Source organism: Allocatelliglobosispora scoriae, assembly GCF_014204945.1.
Taxonomy (GTDB): Bacteria; Actinomycetota; Actinomycetes; order Mycobacteriales; family Micromonosporaceae; genus Allocatelliglobosispora; species Allocatelliglobosispora scoriae.
Genome location: NZ_JACHMN010000002.1, coordinates 2653405 through 2674088, shown reverse-complemented (window position 1 = coordinate 2674088; position 20684 = coordinate 2653405). Strand labels below are relative to the sequence as shown.

Below are 20684 nucleotides of genomic sequence, written 5' to 3'. Positions count from 1 at the left end.
GGAAGGGGAGGTGGTAGAGCCATGGAGATTTTTCCATCACCGAGGCGGTGAGCAGAATCGACGATCGTTCTGCAAATATCCGACAAGCCGGTGGATGTCCTCGGCGTCACGTCATCGCCAGAATTCCTGCTATGGCCGATACCCCCGCGCAGCCGCCGAATCCCGCCAGCCCGCCGACCCAGCCGCTGAACCTGCCGAGGCCGGGCAACGGACTCGCTCGCCTGGCCCTGGTCGTCGCGGCGGCGAGCCTCCTGCTCGCCGTGATCGCTTCCGGGCTGGCCGTGATCGCGCTGAGCCGGTCCGGTGCCGGAACCCCGGCGGCCGCGTCGCAATCACCGGGCGGGCCGCCCGCCTCGCCCAGCGCGAAGGCATCCGTGCTGGTCCCGCCGTCGCCGCCCGCGCCGACCAGCCCCGCTCCGGCGCTCGACGTCCTGGCGCCGGGCGCCGTATACAGCTCGAAATACACCGACCAGCAGCTCATTCCGCCGGTCAACCAGAGCTCCGACGCCTATATCGATCTCGACGAACCGCGGGCCTATCCACGCAGCACCGACACCATCGACATCGTGGTGGGGCAGAGCTACGACAGCAGCGTGCCCTATATCGATCTCGGCGACAATGTCGACGGTGCGATCGTGCCGGCGGGGACCGCACCCGACGCGGCCGGATGCGCGGAGCTGATCCGGACCGCACCGGTCTCGGCCTCCGCATCGGTGCCGGCCCAGCGCAATCTCGTCATGTGCATCGCCACCTCGCGGAGCCAGGCCTCACGGGAGGGGATCAAGCAGCGCATGGTCGTGCTCACCGTCGTCAGCCTCACCACCGCCGGTCGGCCGACGATCAAGCTCACCGCGTGGGAGATCCCCGGCTGATGCTCGTCGTCCCGTTTTGCAGCAAAGCGTGGCCATTTCCCTGCGGGAGGCCACGCTTTGCTGCAAAACGTGACCTGGGCCGCGCGTGATCTGGGCCGGGCGTGGCCTGACCGCCGTCAGCGGAGAAGCGGGATCACCTGGTCGACCGGCAGTCCCTCGGCGGTGTTGCCGGAGCGGCCGACCACCGTCGGCGCGGCGAAGAGGCAGTTGAGGACGGCCTCCTCGGTCGCCTCGACCACGGCGGCGAAGAACGGATCCAGCTCCCGTCCCTGCAACGCCACCGCCGCCGAGACCGTGCCGCGCTCGGCCCGCAAGCCGGTCGCGAGCGCCACGAAGATCTCGCCGCTCGCGTGGTGCGCCGTCGAACCCGTCCTCGCCAGGCCCAGTCCGGCCCGCCGGGCGAGTCGCTGACATCCGGCTGCGTCGATCGGTGCGTCGGTGATGACGACCACGATGCACGACCCGGCGGGTGGTGCCGTCGGCTGCCCAGCCAGAGGGAGCAGCCGCCCGACGGGGCGCCCGGCGATCGTGAGCCGCTCCCGCTCGCCGTAGTTCGCCATCAGCAGCACTCCCACGGTGTGCCCGGTCGGCACGACGCGTGACGCGGTGCCGATGCCGCCCTTGAACCCGAGGCAGCTCATGCCCGTACCCGAACCGACCGCCCCCTCCGCCGGAGCGCTCGTCGAACCGACGCTCGCTCGCGCGGCAGCGAGCGCGGCGGCGACATCGTCCCTGGTCACCTGCATCCGGCGGGATTCGCTGAGGAAGCTGTCGTCGCACTCGGCGACGATCGGGATGATCACGTCCTCGTCGCCGATCCCCGGCTCCTCCTCGGCGAGCAGCTCGCAGGCCGCGTCATAGACCCGGCCGAGCTGCATCGTCGAGGTGAGGAAGATCGGCGTCTCGGCGAGGCCCCACTCCTGCGCGGAGAGGAAGCCGGTGCACTCGCCCGCGCCGTTGAGCACGGCACCACCGGCCGGGATCGGTGAGCGGAACGGGTTGCCGCCCGGATCGATCACGGTGACACCGGTTCGTGCGACGCCCCGGCCCAGCGGCGGGGAGGGCTCGTCGCGCCACACCGTCGCGTGGCCGACGCCCACTCCGGGCACGTCGAGGATGGAGCCGGTCGGGCCGCTGGGCAGCGTACCTATGGTGATTCCGAGATCGGCAGCGCGAGGCATGGAGGCAGCATAAGGGTTCTAGGCTGGGCGTATGACGCGACTTGATCTTCCGGTGGTGTGGAGCGACGAGGTGCTGCGGCACGAACCCGGCGCGGAGATCTGGGTCGGCGTCTCGACGCCCGGCACGGAAGTCCCCGAGCGTGCCACCGTCATCCGCGACGCCGTGGTCGCCGCCGGGGCGACGCTGGTCCCGGCCGTCGCCTCCCGTGGCGCCTCGCTGCTCGCGGAGGTGCACACTCCTGAGCTGCTCACGCATCTGGAGAGCGTCTACGACGAGTGGGTGGCGGCGGGCTTCCTGGACTACCCGGGCCAGGACCGCGTCGTACCCTATGTCTTCCCGACCCCGGCGATGCTCGACGGCCTTCCCGCGCGGCGGCCCACCGCGATCCACGCCCGTGCCGGTGCCTTCTGCTACGACACGATGACGCTGATCGGCCCCGACACCTGGGCCGCCGCCCGTGCTGCGGCCGATGCCGCGGCGACCGCCGCCGACCTCGCCGCCGCGGGCACACCGGTCACCTACGCCATCACCCGACCTCCCGGTCACCACGCAACCCCCGGTGGGTACGGCGGGTCCTGCTACCTCAACAACGCGGCCGTGGCCGTGGCCGGACTCCGTGCCGCCGGAGCCCGCCGGGTCGCGATCATCGACATCGACGCACATCATGGCAACGGCACCCAGGCGATCTTTTACTCGTCGGCCGAGGTACGTTACGCGTCGGTGCACGTCGATCCGGGCGCCGGGTGGTTCCCGCACTACGCGGGCTTCGCCGACGAGACCGGGGTGGGTGCCGGAGCGGGTGCCAACCTGAATCTGCCCCTGGACCCCGGCAGTGGAGACGCCGCATGGTTGGCCGGTGTCGAGGAGCTGTGCCGCTTCGCGTCGGGGGTGGACGCGGTGGTCGTCTCGCTCGGCGTCGACGCCGCTGAGCTCGACCCGGAGAGCCCGCTGCGGGTCTCGTCGGATGGTTACCGGGCGACGGGCGCGCTCATCGCGGCGTTGGGAGTGCCGACGGTAGCGGTCCACGAGGGCGGCTACCACCTCCCCACCCTCGGTGCCCTCACGGTGGCGACTCTCACCGGCCTCCAAGATCGGCACAACTCTTGAAGAGTTGGTGCTTTGGGCGCGCCGGATAGCACCAACTCTTCAAGAGTTGCGGCGATCTTGGGTGCTAGGCGAGGGCGTTGGGGGAGATGCCGATCTCGCGGGCGGTGGCGAGGCGTACCCACTCGGTGGTCTGCTTGCGGGAGATGACCTTGTCGTGGACGGTGAGCTGGACCGCCAGGCCGTCGATGAGCGCGTTGATCCGCCAGGCCGCACCGACCGGGTCGTCGCAGGTGAAGGAGCCGTCGGCGACGCCGGCGGCGATCACCCCGGTGAGGGCCTCCTTCCAGCGGAGGTCCATCCGGCGGGAGACCTTCTCCAATTCGGGTACGCGCATCGCCTCGGACCAGCCGTCGATCCAGATCGCCCAGGAGACGCTGCGGCCGGTCGGCGCGAGCTGCTTGAGCAGCTTGGCGAGCTTCTCCGTCGGCGACGCCTTCGAGTCGATGACGGTCTGCATCCGGGCCAGGTCCTGCTCGGCGACGTAGGCGAACGCCTGCGCGAGCAGCGCTTCCTTGTTGGCGAAGTGGTAGAAGACGAGGGATGGGCTGACGCCGGCCGCCGCGGCGACGTCGGCGGTCCGGGTACGCGCGAGGCCGCGTTCCACGATCACATCGACGGCGGTACGCAGCAGCGCGTCCAGGCGCAGTTCAGCCGAGCGGCGAGTCACCCGGCATACGGTATGCCATCAACGGCTCCGATGTCCTCAACCGGCTGACTGACGGCACAGTCACCACTGATGCGGCGGCTCATGACGGTGGCGAGCAGGGCGCCCACCCCGACGAGTGCCGTCGCGATGATCGCCGTGGTGAGGAGGCCGCCGCCCTGGCCGACCACGAAACCGGAGACCGAGGTGCCGGCGGCGAAGCCGACGAAGATCCCCGTACCCGTCCAGGTGAAGGCCTCCGTCGTGCGGCCGTGCGGGGCGAGCGCGGTGACGAGGGCACACTCGATCGTCGTCGTCGGCGCGATCACCAGGCCGCCGAGCAGCAGCAGCGCGGCGAGACTCGTCACGCCCGAGGCGAGCATGATCGAGGCGAAACCGACAGTGTTGAGGGTCATCAGCAGCGCGAAGAGCTTCGCCTTGCGCATGGTGGGATTGAGTCCGGAGAACCAGATCCCGCCGATGATCGAGCCGGACGACCACGCGGCGACGATCGCGCCCGAGGCCGACGGCGATCCCAACTCGCTGGCGTAGGCGGGGATCGCCACCTCGATCACGCCGTAGGCAGCGGACTCCAGCGCACCGACGATCAGCACGGTGACGATGCTCGCCGTGAGGAGCTTGGCCCGGCGCTCGCCCCGGGCCAGTGGCACGGTGACGATGCCGCGGTAACGATCCCGCAGGCCGGGGGCGGTGGCGAGAGCGACGGCACCGCCGGCCGACAGCATGCCGGTGAAGATCACCGCGGCGTAGGGTCCGCTCAGCCACGTGATCAGCGCGATCAGCATCGGGCCGACCACAAAGGTCAGTTCCACGAAGATCGTGTCCAATGCGTACGCCGTGTCCGCCTGCTTGGGCGCCAGCCCCGGCAGGACCACCCTGGTCACGGCGCCGATCGGCGGGTTCAGTGCACCGGAGACACCCGCGATCAGCAGGATCACCGCGACGGGCGCGTGCAGCCAGAGGGCGCCGATGAGCGCGGTGAGCATGGCGGCGTAGGCGATGCCGGTACTCGCCAGGACCACCGCCGCGTGACCGCGATCGGCGAGGCGGCCCAGCCACGGCGCGGTGACGGCGGTGAGCGCCGCGTGAGCACCCGTCGCGAGCCCGGCGACCGTGAAGGAGCCGGTGCCGTGCTCGACGGCGAGCACGAAGAGCAGGGTCGTCATGCCATAGGGCATGCGACCGATGAAGGAGGGGAGCGCCACCCGGACCACGCCGGGCATGACAAGCAGGGCGCGGTAACGGCGGGCAGCGGTGACGACCGCGAGGCCGGACATGACTGTCTCTCTTCTGGGTTCAGCGATGGGCGAGACGACGGTTGACGTCGGTCGTCAAGCCAGGTGCCCGGAGATGCTTCGCGTCCAGGCACGTCGAGCGATCACGCTTGTGCGCGCAGTGATCACGGCTGTTTCGGGGAAAGCGACCAGATCTTGGTGCGTGATCACGTCTGCTTCCCCGAAGGTAACGTGATCATCGAGCGTGCCGGGCGCATCAGGCACGGTGGAATCGGGCAGGCGGAGCACCGCGGACAGACGGATCCCGTCGTCCGTTGTCAGTCAAGTCGGCATGCCCACGAGAGCCAAGGCTACTCGTTGACTGAATCATCAGTCAACAAGGAATCGTGCTGACTTCAGGGAAAGGTGCAGTCCAAGGCGCTGCAGGCCGTCTCGCAGATCAGCCCCGGTCAGCTCCTCGATGCGGCGCAGGCGGTAGTAGAGCGTGGTGCGGTGCAGGTTGAGACGGCCTGCGGTGGCGGCGGCGTCGCCGGCCAGGTCGAGGTAGGTCTCCAGCGTCTCCGCCAGCACCGGAGCGGCCAACAGCGTGGCGGCACCGGGGTGCGCATTGGACAGGTCCACTGTGGCCAGAACTCGATAGATGCCGAGCTCCGACCAGCGCGCGACGGGTGCGGACCCCGGCAGCCGATCGGCGGTGGCGAGGGCCTGGCGGGCTTCGTTGACTGACTCATGAGCCAGTAGCAGGGTCGGTCGCGGGTCGCCGACCCCGACCCGTGAACCCAGCTGCGCGGCGAGCTGCTGCGCCACCTCGGCGGCCCCCGACCCGACCCGGCCGTGGCCGCGGTCCGTGGCGCCGAAGAGGAGCAGGACGCCGAAGGTGGGGAAGGCGTGGTGCAGAGCTTGCCGCTGACCGGTCCACCGGCGGGTCGCAACGAGCGCGTGCTCCAGCTCGGCCGGGTCGGGGTGCTCGGCGACGAGGGCGGTGACCGTGGTGTCCGCGTACCCGTCGGCGACGAGGGCCGCCACGGCGTGTGCCCGAACCTCCCCGGCCGGGTCGATCAGGCCCCGGAACGCGTCGGCCTCCCGACGGGCCGCCAGCTCGCCGAGCAGGTTCTCCCGGTAGAGGGCGAGCGCGAGCTCCTGGACCCACTCGCCGAGGCGGCCGATCACCGCGTCGCTGATCGGGTCCGACGTCGAGTCGATCAGCCAGACGAAGCCCAGGAGCAGCTCGGCGTGCCACACCGGTACGCACACCCGTGGCAGCAACCCCAGGTCGGGAGCGGCCGGGGTGCGGATCGGCACCCGGCTCCGGGCGATGGAGTGTGACTGGAAGAACGTGATCACCTCCGGCGTGGTGCTGCGGCGCAGGATGGAGTCCCGGCGCACGTCGTCGAACGGCTCGACGTGAGCGCTGTAACTGATCACGCGCTGGCGGCGGTCCTCCACGAGCACGGGTCGGCCGATCCGGTCTGCGATCTGGTCCACGAGCTGCTGCATTCGACAAATGTAGGAGATCGTGCCCGCAGAATCCGACATCAGCTCGAAGACCGCGCTGACCGTGACGTCTACGGTCGCAGGCATGTCCACCACCACGACGGAGGTCGCCGTGATCGGCGCGGGAATCGTCGGCGCCGCCTGCGCCCTCGCCTGCGCCAGCCGGGGGCTCCGGGTGACGGTGCTGGAACGCGGTGGACTCGTCGCCGGGACGACAGGCTCGGGTGAGGGCAACCTCCTCGTCTCCGACAAGTCGCCCGGTCCCGAACTGACACTGGCCCTGCGCAGCAACGAGCTGTGGCGAAGCCTCGGGGAAGAACTCGGTTCGAGGATCAACATCGAGCTGGAGTTCAAGGGCGGGCTCATTGTGGCGCGAAGCGACGCCGCGCTGGCGATGCTGGCGCAGGCGGCACGGGAGCAGGCCGCTGCCGGGGTGGCCGCGGAGCTGATCGGCGCCGACGCGCTGCCGGAGCTGGAGCCGGAGATCGCCCGGGATTTCGCCGGTGGCGTCTTCTACCCCCAGGACATGCAGGTGCAGCCCGCTCGTGCCACCGTGGCGATGCTCGCGGCTGCCCGAGCGCTCGGTGCCGTGGTGCGCGCCCGGACCGAGGCGCTGCGCATCGAACCCGGACGTGTCATCACCAGCGGTGAGCCGGTGAGCGCCGGGGCGATCGTCAACGCGACCGGTGCCTGGGCACTGCCCTTCTCCCCAGGCCAGGAGATCGCGCCCAGGCGCGGCTTCATCCTCGTCACCGAGGCGATGCCGCCGCTGATCCGGCACAAGGTCTACTCCGCGGACTATCTGGAGAATGTCGCGAGTGACGACGCCGACCTCCAGTCCTCGACGGTCGTCGAGGCGACCCCGGCCGGCCCGGTGCTGATCGGGGCGACCCGCGAACGGGTCGGCTTCGACACGGCCCCCAATCCGGTCGCGCTCGCGGCGCTGGCCCGGGGCGCGGCGGCCCTCTTCCCCTTCCTCTCCGGGGTGCGGATCATCAGGTCCTATCACGGGTTCCGTCCCTTCGCCGCCGACCACCTGCCGGTGATCGGACCCGATCCAGAGGTGCCGGGGCTCTATCACGCGCACGGCCACGAGGGCGCCGGGATCGGTCTCGCGCCCGCGACCGCCGAGCTGATCGCGCAGATGATCACTGGTGCGCCGCTGGCGATGGACGCCGCTCCCTTCGACCCCCGGCGTTTCGCATGAGCGTCTTCTGCGGCATCGGCGTCTGCCAGGCCTGCGTCGTCGACGGCGAGCGCCCCTGCCTCTCCCGGCGGTCCGGTGCAGTCGGAAGCGACCCGCATGCGCTTGAGAGGCAGGCCCGGCTCGTCGTCATCGGTGCCGGCCCGGCCGGGCTCAGCGCCGCCATCGCCGCCGCCGACGCGGGGCTCGACGTGGTCGTCGTCGACCGAGGCGCCCGCCCCGGCGGAGCCAGGCGCCCGGCAGCCCTGATCAAGCGCGCTGAGCAGCACGAACGCATCCACCTCCGGCTCGGGGTCGACGTCTGGCGAGCGCTGCCCGACCGAACCCTGCACCTCACGGACGGCGCCGAGCTCCGCCCGGCCGCGCTGATCCTGGCGACCGGTGCATATGACCGCGTCGTGCCCTTCCCCGGCTGGGAACTCCCCGGCGTCATCACCGTCGGCGGCGCGCAGGCCCAGCTCAAGCAGCACGGTGTGCCACGCGGCCAGCGCATCCTCGTCGCCGGTCGGGGCCCGCTGCTCCAGGTCGCGGCTGCCGGGCTCGCCGCCGGAGGTGCGCACGTCGTGGCGGTGGCCGACGGCGTACCCCTCAGGAAGTGGTTTGGGCACTGGCCCGTCGTCGCGCGCTCGCCGCGCCGCCTGCTCCAGGCCGCCTGGCTGCGGTTTCTGCTGCTCCGCCACGGCCTCACGCTGCTCCCCTCCCATGAACTCATCGCCGCCGACGCGGCGGGAGGGGCCCTCCGCGTGACAGTCGGATCCTCCCCGAAGGGTCTGACGAAAACCTTCGACGTCGATCTCCTCGCCGTCGGCGACGGCTTCACGCCGCAGGTGGAGCTGGCGATCGCACTCGGCGCCGCCACGAGAATCGACCCCCGCGACGGCAGCGTGGTCGTCGTAGAACGAGACCAGCGCACCACGGCACCGGGCGTCTTCGTCGCGGGCGAGGCGGCCGGGGTCGGTGGGGCGGACCAGGCCGCAGCGATGGGCATCCTCGCCGGGCTCGCCGCAGCTCGCCACCTCGGCGTCGAGGTTCAGATCCCGGCCCGGCTGCGCCGCAGGGTCGCGAGCCTGCGCCGGTTCGCCGACGCGCTGCACGATGTCACCCGCATCGATCCGGGCTTCACGGCAGGCGTCGCCGACTCCACCATCCTCTGCCGCTGCGAGGGCGTGACGTTCGGCGAGGCCAGAGCGGCTGTCGCGGACCTCGGTGTCGACGATCCCCGCTCGCTCAAGCTCGTGACCCGCGTCGGCATGGGCGCCTGCCAGGGGCGGCTCTGCGGCGGTGCCGCCGCCGACCTGCTCGGCGCCGATCCGACCCCTTATCAGCACCGGCCCGTCGCGGTCCCGGTCCCGCTCGCACTCTTCGCCTCAGGAGGACACGAATGAGCCATCAGCCCTGGCACGGCGTACTCGTCGCCATCACCACGCCGTTCCGCGACGACCTCTCGATCGACTTCGACAGGCTGCAGGAGCACGTCGCCTGGCTCGCCGGCAACGGCTGCCACGGCATCGTGCCCAACGGCTCGCTCGGCGAATACCAGACCCTCACCGACGACGAGCGCGCCCGGATCGTCACCGCCGTCGTCGAGGCCGCGCCCGAGGGGGTGTCGGTGGTGCCGGGAGTCGGTGCCTACGGCGGTCACCAGGGCAGGCGGTGGGCGGAGCAGGCGGCTGCGGCAGGCGCGCACGCGGTCATGTCACTACCCCCCAACGGGTACGCCGCCGGCCGCCCCGAGGTGATCGCGCACTACGAGGCCGTGGCGGCTGCCGGGCTGCCCGTCGTCGCCTACAACAACCCCTTCGACACGAAGGTCGACCTGGTCCCGGGGCTGCTCGCCGAGCTTTACGACCGGGACCTGATCGTGGCGGTCAAGGAGTTCTCCGGCGACGTACGCCGACTGCACCAGATCCGTGAACTCGCACCCGGCCTCGACGTGCTCGCCGGTGCCGACGACGTACTCCTGGAGCTGGTCATGCAGGGTGCCGTCGGCTGGATCGCCGGGTTCCCGAACGCGCTGCCCACGCAGTCGGTGGAGCTCTTCGAGCTGTGCCGGGCCGGGGACCTCGATCGGGCACTCCCGCTCTACACCGCTGTCCACGCTGCCTATCGGTGGGATTCGCGGCCGGTGTTCGTACAGGCGATCAAGCTGGGGATGGACCTCGCCGGACGCTATGGCGGACCCTGCCGCCCGCCCAGGCTGCCCCTGCCCGACGACGTCGCGGCGCAGGTCACGGCCGACATGAAGCGAGCCCTGGGTGCGTAGCCGCGCCGTCTATCACGCGGTCAACTCGCACACCGAGGGCATGCCGACGCGGGTGATCACCGGTGGGATCGGCGTGTTCCCCGGCGAGACGATGGCGCAGCGGCGGCTGCACGGCGTCAACGAACGCGATGACCTGCGCAGGCTGCTGATGTTCGAGCCGCGCGGGCACTCGGCGATGTCGGGTGCGATCCTGCAGCCGCCGATCCGGCCGGACGCCGACTGGGGAGTGCTCTTCATCGAGGTCTCCGGCTGGCTGCCGATGTGCGGCCACGGCACGATCGGTGTCGCGACGGTGCTGGTCGAGACCGGGATGGTCGAGGTCGTGGAGCCGGTCACGACGATCCGGCTCGACACGCCGGCCGGGCTCGTCGTCGCGTCCGTCGCGGTCACCGACGGCCGGGCCACCTCGGTCACGCTCCGCAACGTGCCGTCGTTCCTGCACGCCACGGACGTGCCGCTCAGCGTGCCCGGTGTCGGCGATCTCACCGTGGACATCGCCTACGGCGGCAACTTCTACGCCTTCCTCCCCGCAGCCGCGCTCGGCCATCCGGTGACCCCGGCGAACGTGCCCGCGCTGCTCGACCGCGGCCTGAAGATCATCGACGCGATCAACGAGCAGGCCCGCCCGATCCACCCGACCGACCCGGCGATCGACGACTGCCGGCACGTCGTGGCCTACGAGCCCGGTCGCGACGGCGCCGACGCCCGGGCGGTCACGCTCATCCACCCGGGCTGGGTGGACCGGTCGCCCTGCGGCACGGGTACGAGCGCCCGCATGGCGCAACTCCACTTCCGCGGGCACCTCCCGCTGGACACGCCCTTCATCAACGAGAGCGTCCTGGGTACGCGATTCACCGGCCGCCTCGTCGAAGCCACGATGGTCGGTGATCGGCCTGCCGTGGTGCCGACCGTGACCGGGCGGGCGTGGATCACCGGGACCGCTCAGTACCTGCTCGACCCCGAGGACCCCTTCCCGGCCGGGTTCGAGCTGTAGGACCCGTGCCGGCCGCCTCCTCAACAGGGCCTCGGGCGGTCGGCACGGTGAAGGGTGGCCCGGTGGGAGGACCGGGCCACCCTTCATGCCATGGCACGAGGTCGAATAAGGCGCGTTGATCGCGTTGTTTCCGGGAAGTAGTCCCCTCAAGCACTAGGCGAGGGGACTACTTCCCGGAAACAACGCGATCATGGGTGTGGGTGCTGCGGGCGCGTGCTCCTGGCGTACCCACGATGGGGCGCTGGAGGGGGCGCGGCCTGGAGGTGCGCTGGGGGTGCGGGATTTCGACCTGAGGCATAGCCTGTGCGGGCTGTCGGGCATCGACAGTGGCTCATGGAATGATCTTGGGGAGGAAGTTCCTGATGCGCGACATCCAGAACTGGATCGCTTTCATCATGGCCGTGCTCGGCGCTGCGATGGTCGTCGGTGGCGCGGGCGTCATCCTGTTCCGGGCGCTCAAGACCGTGTCGTCCGCCACACCGGAGGAGCCGGTCGGCATCGACCTCGACACCGAGCCGACCGCTCCGGTGGGTTCCAAGCCCGCCCGGACCGCCAGCTTCTTCCGTCGGGTGTGGCGTTCGGCGCAGGCTCTCGACTCGGCGGATCGCCTCATCGCCTGGGGGATTGTGCTGCTCGTGCTGGCTGCGCTCGCCGCGGGTGCGATCGGGTTCAACGTCCAGCTCGGTGTCGGCAACAAGTAGGGGCACTCTGAGTAGCCGACTCGTCTCTCTACGGCGAGTCACACCACCCCACGGTCATGGTCGACCACCGGGGGATTATTCTGCGTCCGAGGTACGCCTGGACTGATCAACTCGCCCGAGAGGGTCGGGGGCGTACCGAGCAGCTGGCAAACAGCCCCAGGAGGCCGCTCGTGACAACCGTCGCACCGAAGCCGATCGTGACCCGGCCCTGGCCGGTTCGCCAGAACACCAAGGGTTCAGCGATCGCTCGGCTGCTGCGCACCACGGACGCGAAGCAGATCGGGCTCATGTACCTGGTCACGTCGTTCGTGTTCTTCATGATCGGCGGCCTGATGGCGCTGCTCATGCGTGGCGAGCTGGCGCAGCCGGGCATGCAGTTCCTGTCGCCGGAGCAGTACAACCAGCTCTTCACGATGCACGGCACGATCATGCTGCTGTTCTTCGCGACGCCGATCGTCTTCGCGTTCGCGAACTTCATCGTGCCGCTGCAGATCGGCGCGCCGGACGTCAGCTTCCCGCGCCTGAACGCCTTCGCCTACTGGCTCTACGCCTTCGGCGGCACGATCGCGATCACCGGTTTCATCACGCCGGGCGGCGCCGCCGACTTCGGCTGGTTCGCCTACGCCCCGCTGAACAGCGCGGTCAACTCGCCCGGCCCCGGTGGCGACCTCTGGATCACGGGTCTCGCGATCTCCGGTCTGGGCACCATCCTCGGCGCCGTCAACATGGTGACCACGATCATCACCCTGCGCGCGCCGGGTATGACGATGTTCCGGATGTCGATCTTCACCTGGAACATCCTCGTCACCAGCCTGCTCGTGCTGATGGTCTTCCCGCTGCTCGCCGCCGCGCTCTTCGCGCTGCTCGCCGACCGGAAGCTCGGGGCGCACGTCTTCGACTCCTCGACCAACGGGCCGATGCTCTGGCAGCACCTCTTCTGGTTCTTCGGACACCCTGAGGTCTACATCGTCGCGTTGCCGTTCTTCGGCATCATCTCCGAGGTCATCCCGGTCTTCAGCCGCAAGCCGATCTTCGGCTACAAGGGCCTCGTCGCCGCCACGCTGATGATCGCGGCACTGTCGATGAGCGTCTGGGCGCACCACATGTTCGCCACCGGCCAGGTGCTGCTGCCGTTCTTCTCGTTCCTGAGCTTCCTCATCGCCGTACCGACAGGCATGAAGTTCTTCAACTGGATCGGCACGATGTGGCGGGGCCAGATCACGTTCGAGACACCGATGCTCTTCGCCATCGGCTTCCTCGTGACCTTCCTCTTCGGCGGCCTCTCCGGCGTGCTGCTCGCGAGCCCGCCGATCGACTTCCACGTGTCGGACTCGTACTTCGTGGTCGCGCACTTCCACTACGTGCTCTTCGGCACGATCGTCTTCGCCGTCTACTCCGGGGTCTACTTCTGGTTCCCGAAGATGTTCGGCCGGATGCTCGACGAGCGCCTCGGCAAGGTCCACTTCTGGCTGACGACGATCGGCTTCCACGGCACCTTCCTGGTCCAGCACTGGCTGGGCACCCAGGGCATGCCGCGCCGCTACGCCGACTACCTGAAGGAGGACGGGTTCACCTTCCTGAACACGTTCTCGACGATCGGCGCCTTCATCCTGGGCGCCTCCACGCTGCCGTTCCTCTACAACGTGTGGAAGTCCTACCGGGCGGGTCGCCTCGTCACGGTGGACGACCCGTGGGGCTTCGGCGCCTCGCTGGAGTGGGCGACGAGCTGCCCGCCGCCGCTGCGCAACTTCGACACGATGCCGCGGATCCGCTCCGAGCGGCCCGCGTTCGACGCGAAGTTCCCGCACCTGGCGGTGGACACCAGTCCCGCACCGAAGGCCGTCTCCGGCTCGAAACACTGACGACGCCGTCACGGAAGCGGGCCTCCCACTGTCGGGAGGCCCGCTTTCTGTTGTCCGTGTGACTGCCTGCGCCGGTCAGGTCGCCGGCGTGGCTGCCGCGGCCGGGCGTTCGGCGTGGCCGGCCGCCGGGCCGGGGCCGAGGGCTCAGGCGATGGCGACACCGGCCGTGCGGAGATCGTCCAGGGCGGTCGCCGTGGTCTCCGGTGCCACTCCGGCGGTCAGCCCGGTCAGGACCGTCGTGGTGAAGCCCTCGGCCGCCGCGTCCAGCGCGGTGGCGCGCACGCAGTAGTCCGTCGCGATGCCGACGACGTCGACCTCGGTGACATCGTGGGTGCGCAGCCAGGCGGCGAGGCCGATCCCGGCGCTGGTGCCCTCGAAGCCGGAGTAGGCCGCGGCGTGCGCGCCCTTGCGGAAGACCGCCTCGATGCGGTCCGTGTCCAGCCCGGGGTGGAACTCCGCGCCGAAGGTCTCCGCCACACAGTGCACCGGCCACTCCTGGAAGTGGGAGCCGGGATCGATGTGGTGATCCTGGGTCGCGACGACATGATCCCAGCCCGCGTCCGGCCTGGCCAGGGCTGCCGAGATGCCCGCCGCGACGGCGGACCCCCCGTCGACGGGCAGCGAACCGCCCTCACAGAAGTCGTTCTGAACGTCCACGATGATCAGCGCTCGTGCCATGCCCTCATGGTAGGCGCGCGGGCGCTCCCAGGCATGATCACGTTGCTTCCCGGAAACAGGCCCTTCCCGACCCGGCGATTCGCCCACTTTCCGGGAAACAACGCGATCTGGCGGCTACGCGCGCCAGAGAGGGCGGGTCAGGCAGGTGGGGCCGCCGTCGCCCTTGGCGAGCTCGCTCGCCGCGACCTCGTGCACCTCGACGCCGTGCTTCGCGAGCGCGGCCGCCGTCTTCGGGTTGCCCTCGAAGATCACAACCACCCCGGGGTGTACGGCGAGCACGTTGCTGCCGAGCGTCGCGTACTCGTCGGGGTCGACGGGGATCGTCGTGATCTCGCGTGCGGCGAGCTCCTGGAGCAGCGCCACCGGCATGATCGGCTCGAAGACGACGGCGAGGTCGTCGGCGACGGGGGAGATGCCCGACATCAGGTGCAGCACGTGCGCGGGCCCCTGGTCATGCGGCATGTCATAGGAGAAGAGCTGCTGGCCCTCGGCGGCGAGAAGGGCCCGCAGCTCCTCGTGGGCCGCCTGGTTGGTGCGGTAGCCCCGCCCGGCGACCGCCACGTTGTCGCCGATCCAGCAGACGTCGCCGCCGTCCATCACCGACGGCGCGGTGAGACTCGCCATGGTCGGCACGCCGAAGCCCTCCAGTGCGGCGGCGAGCTTCGCAGCCTCGCCCTGCCGGCACGGCTTCGCGGACCGGAAGACCACGGTGCCGCCGCCGATGACGAAGACCGAGTCGTAGGCGAAGACCGCATCGACCTCCCCCTCCGTCGCGGGCGCCACCTCGACGGAGACGCCCAGCTCGGTGAGCTTCTCGGCGAACGCCTCGTGCTGCGCGAGGAGGAGCTCGGTGTCCGGCCTCCGCCAGCCGGCCTCGGCCCAGTCGCCGGTGACGGCGGGGCGGCGCAGGGCGGCACGGCGAAGGGGGGCCACGGAGGAGCGAACACCATAGGTCATCCGGTGATCGTAATTCACTTGCCACGATGTCGGACCCGACCGGCATGATAGGGGTGCTATGAGTCTCGCACCTTACCGTCAGGTCCTCGCCGTACCCGGTGTCCGCGCGTTGCTGCTGATCGGGATGCTGGCGCGCATCCCCTCCACGGCCATCGGCATGACGCTGACCCTGCACGTCGCCACCGGTCTGCACCGGTCGTGGGCGGAGGCCGGTCTCGTCACCGCCGCATACACCATCGGCGTCGCCATCGGTTCGCCGCTGATGGGCCGCCTCATCGACCGGCGGGGCATGCGACCGGCGATGCTGCTGACGACACTCGTCCAGCTCGTGGTCTGGTCGACGGCGCCGCACCTGAGCTACCAGCTGCTCGTGCCGGCCGCCCTCGTCGGCGGGCTCCTCTGCATCCCCATCTTCGGCACGATCAGGATCGCGCTCGCGGCGATGGTCCCCGGCGAGCAGCGACGCCCGGCGTACGCGCTGGATTCCATGATCGTCGAGCTCTCCTTCATGGTCGGGCCGGCCCTCGCGGTGCTGCTCGCCACGACGCTCTCGACCGGCACCGGGATCTACCTGCTCGCGGTCGGCCTGGTCGTCTCGGGCGCGACGCTGTTCGTCATGAACCCGGCGACCCGGCCCGAGGGCCAGGAGATCCCCGAGGTGGCGCCGCCGCGCCGGAGCTGGTTCGGCCCGCGCCTCGTCGCGGTGCTGATCGCCTCGGCGGCGGCGACCTTCATCCTCAGCGCCACCGACCTGGCGATCGTCGCGATGATGCGCGAGGCCGGTGCGATCACCTGGACCGGCGTCGCGATCGCCCTCTGGTGCGCCTATTCGCTCATCGGCGGGCTGGTCTTCGGCGCGATCCGCAAGCCGATCTCCGTGCTCACGCTGGTCGCGGTGATGGGGCTGCTCACCATCCCGGCCGGGATGGCGCCGACCTGGCAGTGGCTGCTGCTCCTGCTGATCCCGTCCGGCGTGCTCTGCGCACCGGCGATGGTCGCGGCGAACGACACGCTCTCGCGCGTGGTCCCGCCCGCGTCCCGGGGCGAGGCGACCGGGCTGCTCGGCTCCGCGATGACGGCGGGGACGACGATCGGGGCGCCGTTCGCGGGGTTCGTGGTCGACCACACGGGTCCGGGTTGGGCGTTCGCGGTGGCCGGGCTGGTCGGCGCGGTCGCGGTGCTCGCCGCACTCCCCGCCTACCGCAGGGCTCCGGCACTCGCCCCCGCGCCCGCCTGATGCGGTCGTTTAGCACCAACTCTTCAAGAGTTGGTGCTAGAGGAACCGGGCGCCGTATGCAGCAGGCGGCGGTCCTCAGGACCAACTCTTGAAGAGTTGCGGCGATCTTGGGTGACGCAGGGTCAGGTGGTGAGGACCGTCACCGGGATGGCGGGGTCGCCCACGGAGAGCTTCAGGCCCTCCCAGGGGATGGAGACGAGCGCGGCGCGCAGGTGCTCGCGGGACTCCTCCAGCGTGGGCAGGCCGTCGACGAGGGCACCGGCCCGGATCAGCGGGCGGGACAGCGTCCGGTCGCCGGGCTCCGGTGTCGGGGCGGAGCGGACGAAGACGATCTCCTCGGTCGCGGTGCCGGTGGGTTTGTGGCGGCGTACGGCGGTCTTGCGCCCGCCGACGGTCGCCTTGTTCTCGGAGCGCTTCACGACGGGCCGTCCGGCCACCTCGACGAGCTTGTAGACGAGTCCGGCGGTCGGTGCTCCCGATCCGACCACCACGGCCGTTCCGGCGCCGTAGGCGTCCACGGGCTCGGCGGCGAGCGCCGCGATGGCGTACTCGTCGAGATCGCCGCTGACGACGATCTTCACGTCGGGCGCGCCGAGCTCGTCGAGGAGGGCTCGCGACTGCGCGGCCAGCACCGACAGGTCGCCGGAGTCGATCCGGATCGCGCGCAGCCCGGGCCCGGCGGCGGCGATGGCGTTGCGGATGCCCTGGCTGATGTCATAGGTGTCGACGAGCATGGTGGTCTGGGTGCCCGACGCGGCGAGCTGCGACGCGAAGGCGGTCGGCTCGTCGTCGTGGAGCAGGGTGAAGGCGTGCGCCGCCGTGCCCGCCGTGGGCACGCCGTGGCGCAGGCCCGCCGCCAGGTTGGAGGTCGAGGCGAACCCCGCGAGATAGGCCGCGCGGGCCGCGGCCACTGCTGCTTCCTCGTGGGTACGCCGTGAGCCCATCTCGATGATCGGACGTCCCCGGGCGGCGGTGACCATGCGGGCGGCTGCCGCGGCCACGGCTGCGTCGTGGTTGAGGACGGAGAGGATGAGCGTCTCCAGGACCACGCACTCGGCGAAGGTGCCCGAGACGGTGAGGATCGGGGAGCCGGGGAAGAAGAGTTCGCCCTCGGCGTACCCGTCGATGTCGCCCGTGAATCGGTAGGCCGTGAGCCACTGCGCGGCCTCGGCGTCGACGATGCCCTGCTCCTGCAGCCACGCGACCTCGTCGGCGCGGAAGCGGAAGTCCATGATCATTTCGAGGAGCCGGCCCGTCCCGGCGACCACGCCGTAGCGCCGCCCGTGCGGCAGCCGCCGCGCGAAGGCCTCGAATACGCAGGGCCGATGGGCCGTGCCGTCGCGGAGGGCGGCGCCGATCATCGTCAACTCGTACTGATCGGTCAGGAGCGCTGGTGATCCTTTCACTCGCTCACCATATGCGTCAGGAGCGGCGAGTGAGGTTCGCGGGCACGGACAGGTAACCAAGGGGTCTGTGTTTCCGGAAGTCCGTGGCAGGATTGGGGGCATGGCCACTCCCCAGGTCCAGCCGGTTGAGCGGCAGGAGACTGACGAAGCGCCGGAATCCGCCCGGCCCTGGGTCACGATCGCGCATAATGACCCGATTAATTTGATGACGTATGTCGTTTTTGTCTTCCAGAAAGAGTTCGGCTACAGCCGTGACGAGGCCGAGATCATGATGTGGGACATGCATACGAAGGGTCGGGTCGTCGTGACCAGCGGTGCCCGCGAGCGGATGGAGTACGACGCTTCCCGCCTGCACAATTACGGCCTCTGGGCCACGGTGGCGCGCCAGTGACGATGTTTCGGCGAGAGGGCGCCGAGTGCGTGGCCGACCTGACCGCCGACGAGGTCAGAGTGCTGCGCAAGGTCGCCTCCGAAGTGGTGTCGCTGCTCACCGAGGGCTTCGATCACGAGGATCCGGTGGTCGGGCGCCTCTTCCCGGACGTCTACCCCGACGATCCGCTGGAGGCCGCCGAGTACCGGCGGTTCACCGAGGGCGACCTCAAGACCGGCAAGATCGATCAGGCGGGCGCGGTCCTCGCGACACTCCCGACCGACGGTGCCGGCGAGGTTCGCCTCGATCCGGAGTCGGCCGAGGCGTGGCTGCGGGCGATCAACGACGCCCGGCTCGCGCTCGGCGTGCGGCTGGAGATCACCGACGACACCGACGTGGAGGAGGAGGTCGACGACGCCGTGCTGCGTGACCCGGGTTCTTCCCGCGTGTTCCAGTTGAGCGTCTACGCCTACCTGGGTTACCTCCAGGAAGCTCTCCTCGACGCGGTTATGGAGTGAATCACACCTGAGAAATGCACGCACCCGCGACGGATAGGCTGGCTCACGTGCTGACCATTGACCGCGCGATGCTGGACGCGATCGCCGCGCATGCCCGCCGGGATCACCCGGACGAGGCCTGCGGCGTGGTCGCGGGTCCGATCGGCGCCGACGCTCCCACCAGGCACATTCCGATGGACAACATCGAGCGCTCGACCACGTTCTACCGTTTCGACCCGACCGAGCAGCTCCGGGTCTGGCGCGAGATGGACGATCGGGACGAGGAGCCGGTGATCATCTATCACTCGCACACCGCCACCGAGGCGTACCCGTCGCGGACCGACGTCTCCTTCGCGGGCGAGCCGGGAGCGCACTATCTCCTCGTCTCAACACGCGAGCCGGATGTGACGGAAGTTCGCTCATTTCGTATCCTTGACGGCGTGGTGACTGAGGAGCCGGTGAAGGTCGTGGGAGCGACCGCCGATGAGCACGCAGTTCAGTCCTACATGTTCGGGCAGAGCCCTTCCACGGTTGATTACGAGTGTCGCAGCCAGAGCTGACCATCGTTCTGTTCGCTCTGCTCGACCTCTAGGAGACTTCCATGGCTATCGACGTCCGCATCCCCACCATCCTGCGCACCTACACCGGCGGCGCCAAGGCCGTCCAGGGCGCCGGCGACACCCTCGCCGACCTGCTGACCAACCTCGACGGCACCTACGCCGGCATCCGGGGCCGCCTCATCACCGACGACGGCGGCCTGCACCGGTTCGTCAACATCTACGTCAACGACGAGGACGTGCGTTTCCTCGGCTCGCTCGACGCCAAGCTCGCCGACGGTGACACCGTCACCATCCTGCCGGCCGTCGCCGGTGGCGCGCTCGGGCTGCTCGCAGCCGCCGCGCTGCTCGGTCGCTGATCTTCCGCGGGCCCCGACGCCAGTTCACTGGTATCGGGGCCCGCACTCTCTTCGACCTTCTTCGATGCCGGAGGAACTCGTGGCGCGGTTTGATTCACTTCTCGATACGTGTGGCAACACCCCGCTGATCGGGCTGCCCCGGCTCTCGCCCAGCGAGGACGTGCGGATCTGGGCCAAGCTCGAGGACCGCAACCCCACCGGCAGCGTCAAGGACCGGGCCGCGCTCTTCATGGTCCGGGCCGCCGAGGCCGACGGCACCCTGCGTCCCGGCGCGACGATCCTGGAGCCCACCAGCGGAAACACCGGCATCGCGCTCGCCATGGCGGCGAAGCTGCGCGGTTACCGCCTGGTCTGCGTGATGCCGGAGAACGTCTCGTCGGAGCGGATCCAGATGCTCCGGATGTACGGTGCCGAGATCATCTTCTCGCCCGCAGCCGGCGGCTCCAACCAGGCGGTCGCGACGGCCAAGCAGATCGCCGCCGAGCACCCCGACTGGGTGATGCTCTACCAGTACGGCAACGCCGCCAACGCCCAGGCGCACTACGAGACCACCGGGCCGGAGCTGCTGCGCGACCTGCCGTCGATCACGCACTTCGTGGCCGGTCTCGGTACGACGGGCACGCTCATGGGCACCGGTCGCTACCTGCGGGAGAAGAACCCCGACATCAACATCATCGCTGCTGAGCCCCGCTACGGGGAGATCGTCTACGGGCTGCGCAACATCGATGAGGGTTACGTACCGGAGCTCTACGACGCGTCGGTGCTGAGCCGGCGGTTCTCGGTGGGCACGAGGGACGCGGTTCTGCGTACCAGGCAGCTTGTCGAGGTTGAGGGTTTGTTCGTGGGGTTCTCGACCGGCGCGGTCTTCCACGCGGCGCTCGCCGTGGCGCACGAGGCGGTGAAGGCCGGTCGCAAGGCCGACGTGGCGTTCCTCGTCGCCGACGGCGGCTGGAAATACCTGTCGACCGGTGCCTACGGCGGCACGCTCGCCGACGCGGAGACCGCCCTCGAGGGCCAGCTCTGGGCCTGACGACCCAGAGCTGAG

Annotated in this window: 21 protein-coding genes; 14 read left to right on the top strand and 7 right to left on the bottom strand. The window is 70.0% G+C overall.

What is annotated here, in order from left to right; translation table 11 throughout:
- Nucleotides 1-131 precede the first annotated feature (131 nt).
- The gene (locus F4553_RS17565) at nt 132-872 is read left to right on the top strand and encodes a hypothetical protein (RefSeq protein ID WP_184837377.1); all 741 of its coding nucleotides are present in this window, start codon (nt 132-134) and stop codon (nt 870-872) included.
- Between the two features lie 116 nt (nt 873-988).
- Here F4553_RS17565 and F4553_RS17560 read toward each other — a convergent pair whose 3' ends face one another.
- On the bottom strand, nt 989-2053 hold the full coding sequence (locus F4553_RS17560) for a P1 family peptidase (protein WP_184837375.1): 1065 nt from the start codon (nt 2051-2053) through the stop codon (nt 989-991).
- A gap of 31 nt (nt 2054-2084) precedes the next feature.
- On the opposite strand from F4553_RS17560, the gene F4553_RS17555 reads away from it, so the two are divergent.
- Nucleotides 2085-3161 (top strand): arginase family protein, encoded by a 1077-nt coding sequence (locus F4553_RS17555; RefSeq protein WP_184837374.1) that lies wholly within the window; start codon nt 2085-2087, stop codon nt 3159-3161.
- Nucleotides 3162-3225: 64 nt separating this feature from the next.
- Here the strand turns inward: F4553_RS17555 and F4553_RS17550 are convergent, their stop codons facing one another.
- The 3 genes from F4553_RS17550 to F4553_RS17540 form a co-directional block, all read right to left on the bottom strand.
- Nucleotides 3226-3828, bottom strand: a complete 603-nt coding sequence (locus F4553_RS17550; RefSeq protein WP_184837372.1) for a TetR/AcrR family transcriptional regulator — start codon at nt 3826-3828, stop codon at nt 3226-3228.
- Entirely contained in the window at nt 3825-5102 is a 1278-nt protein-coding gene (locus tag F4553_RS17545) for an MFS transporter (protein ID WP_184837370.1), read from the bottom strand. Before F4553_RS17545 ends, F4553_RS17550 begins: the two co-directional genes overlap by 4 nt.
- Before the next feature lie 327 nt (nt 5103-5429).
- On the bottom strand, nt 5430-6641 hold the full coding sequence (locus F4553_RS17540; RefSeq protein ID WP_184837369.1) for a PucR family transcriptional regulator: 1212 nt from the start codon (nt 6639-6641) through the stop codon (nt 5430-5432).
- On the opposite strand from F4553_RS17540, the gene F4553_RS17535 reads away from it, so the two are divergent.
- The 6 genes from F4553_RS17535 (at nt 6640) to ctaD (ending at nt 13578) form a co-directional block, all read left to right on the top strand.
- A complete protein-coding gene (locus tag F4553_RS17535; RefSeq protein WP_184837367.1) occupies nt 6640-7761 on the top strand; it encodes an NAD(P)/FAD-dependent oxidoreductase in 1122 nt (373 codons plus the stop codon). The two genes, F4553_RS17540 and F4553_RS17535, sit on opposite strands and share 2 nt — an antisense overlap.
- Nucleotides 7758-9143 (top strand): FAD/NAD(P)-dependent oxidoreductase, encoded by a 1386-nt coding sequence (locus F4553_RS17530; RefSeq protein WP_184837365.1) that lies wholly within the window; start codon nt 7758-7760, stop codon nt 9141-9143. Before F4553_RS17535 ends, F4553_RS17530 begins: the two co-directional genes overlap by 4 nt.
- Nucleotides 9140-10021 carry a dihydrodipicolinate synthase family protein gene (locus F4553_RS17525; protein ID WP_184837363.1) on the top strand — a complete coding sequence of 294 codons (882 nt, stop codon included), beginning with the start codon at nt 9140-9142 and terminating at the stop codon, nt 10019-10021. The genes F4553_RS17530 and F4553_RS17525 overlap by 4 nt, the downstream gene beginning before the upstream one ends.
- Nucleotides 10014-11015, top strand: coding sequence for a proline racemase family protein (locus tag F4553_RS17520; protein WP_184837360.1), 1002 nt, complete (start codon nt 10014-10016; stop codon nt 11013-11015). Before F4553_RS17525 ends, F4553_RS17520 begins: the two co-directional genes overlap by 8 nt.
- Before the next feature lie 362 nt (nt 11016-11377).
- Entirely contained in the window at nt 11378-11716 is a 339-nt protein-coding gene (locus F4553_RS17515) for a hypothetical protein (protein ID WP_184837358.1), read from the top strand.
- A 170-nt stretch (nt 11717-11886) separates the two neighbouring features.
- Nucleotides 11887-13578, top strand: coding sequence for an aa3-type cytochrome oxidase subunit I (gene ctaD / locus F4553_RS17510; RefSeq protein WP_184837356.1), 1692 nt, complete (start codon nt 11887-11889; stop codon nt 13576-13578).
- Between the two features lie 144 nt (nt 13579-13722).
- Here the strand turns inward: ctaD and F4553_RS17505 are convergent, their stop codons facing one another.
- Nucleotides 13723-14256 (bottom strand): isochorismatase family protein, encoded by a 534-nt coding sequence (locus tag F4553_RS17505; RefSeq protein ID WP_184837354.1) that lies wholly within the window; start codon nt 14254-14256, stop codon nt 13723-13725.
- Nucleotides 14257-14370: 114 nt separating this feature from the next.
- Nucleotides 14371-15213 (bottom strand): dimethylarginine dimethylaminohydrolase family protein, encoded by an 843-nt coding sequence (locus F4553_RS17500; RefSeq protein WP_184837352.1) that lies wholly within the window; start codon nt 15211-15213, stop codon nt 14371-14373.
- Nucleotides 15214-15271: 58 nt separating this feature from the next.
- Between F4553_RS17500 and F4553_RS17495 the strand changes: the two genes are divergently transcribed.
- Nucleotides 15272-16450, top strand: coding sequence for an MFS transporter (locus F4553_RS17495; RefSeq protein ID WP_184837350.1), 1179 nt, complete (start codon nt 15272-15274; stop codon nt 16448-16450).
- A 122-nt stretch (nt 16451-16572) separates the two neighbouring features.
- Here the strand turns inward: F4553_RS17495 and F4553_RS17490 are convergent, their stop codons facing one another.
- Nucleotides 16573-17856, bottom strand: coding sequence for a nicotinate phosphoribosyltransferase (locus F4553_RS17490; protein ID WP_312875249.1), 1284 nt, complete (start codon nt 17854-17856; stop codon nt 16573-16575).
- A 100-nt stretch (nt 17857-17956) separates the two neighbouring features.
- Here F4553_RS17490 and clpS point away from each other — a divergent pair, with 100 nt between their 5' ends.
- The 5 genes from clpS to F4553_RS17465 all read left to right on the top strand — a co-directional run bounded on the left by clpS (nt 17957) and on the right by F4553_RS17465 (nt 20669).
- Nucleotides 17957-18247 (top strand): ATP-dependent Clp protease adapter ClpS, encoded by a 291-nt coding sequence (gene clpS / locus F4553_RS17485; RefSeq protein ID WP_184837346.1) that lies wholly within the window; start codon nt 17957-17959, stop codon nt 18245-18247.
- Nucleotides 18223-18744, top strand: coding sequence for a DUF2017 domain-containing protein (locus F4553_RS17480; protein WP_184840842.1), 522 nt, complete (start codon nt 18223-18225; stop codon nt 18742-18744). The genes clpS and F4553_RS17480 overlap by 25 nt, the downstream gene beginning before the upstream one ends.
- A gap of 47 nt (nt 18745-18791) precedes the next feature.
- Entirely contained in the window at nt 18792-19283 is a 492-nt protein-coding gene (locus F4553_RS17475; RefSeq protein WP_184837344.1) for a M67 family metallopeptidase, read from the top strand.
- Nucleotides 19284-19324: 41 nt separating this feature from the next.
- Nucleotides 19325-19639, top strand: a complete 315-nt coding sequence (locus F4553_RS17470; protein ID WP_184837342.1) for a MoaD/ThiS family protein — start codon at nt 19325-19327, stop codon at nt 19637-19639.
- Nucleotides 19640-19718: 79 nt separating this feature from the next.
- Complete coding sequence (locus tag F4553_RS17465; protein WP_184837340.1) at nt 19719-20669, top strand: PLP-dependent cysteine synthase family protein; 951 nt, start codon at nt 19719-19721, stop codon at nt 20667-20669.
- Nucleotides 20670-20684: the final 15 nt, after the last annotated feature.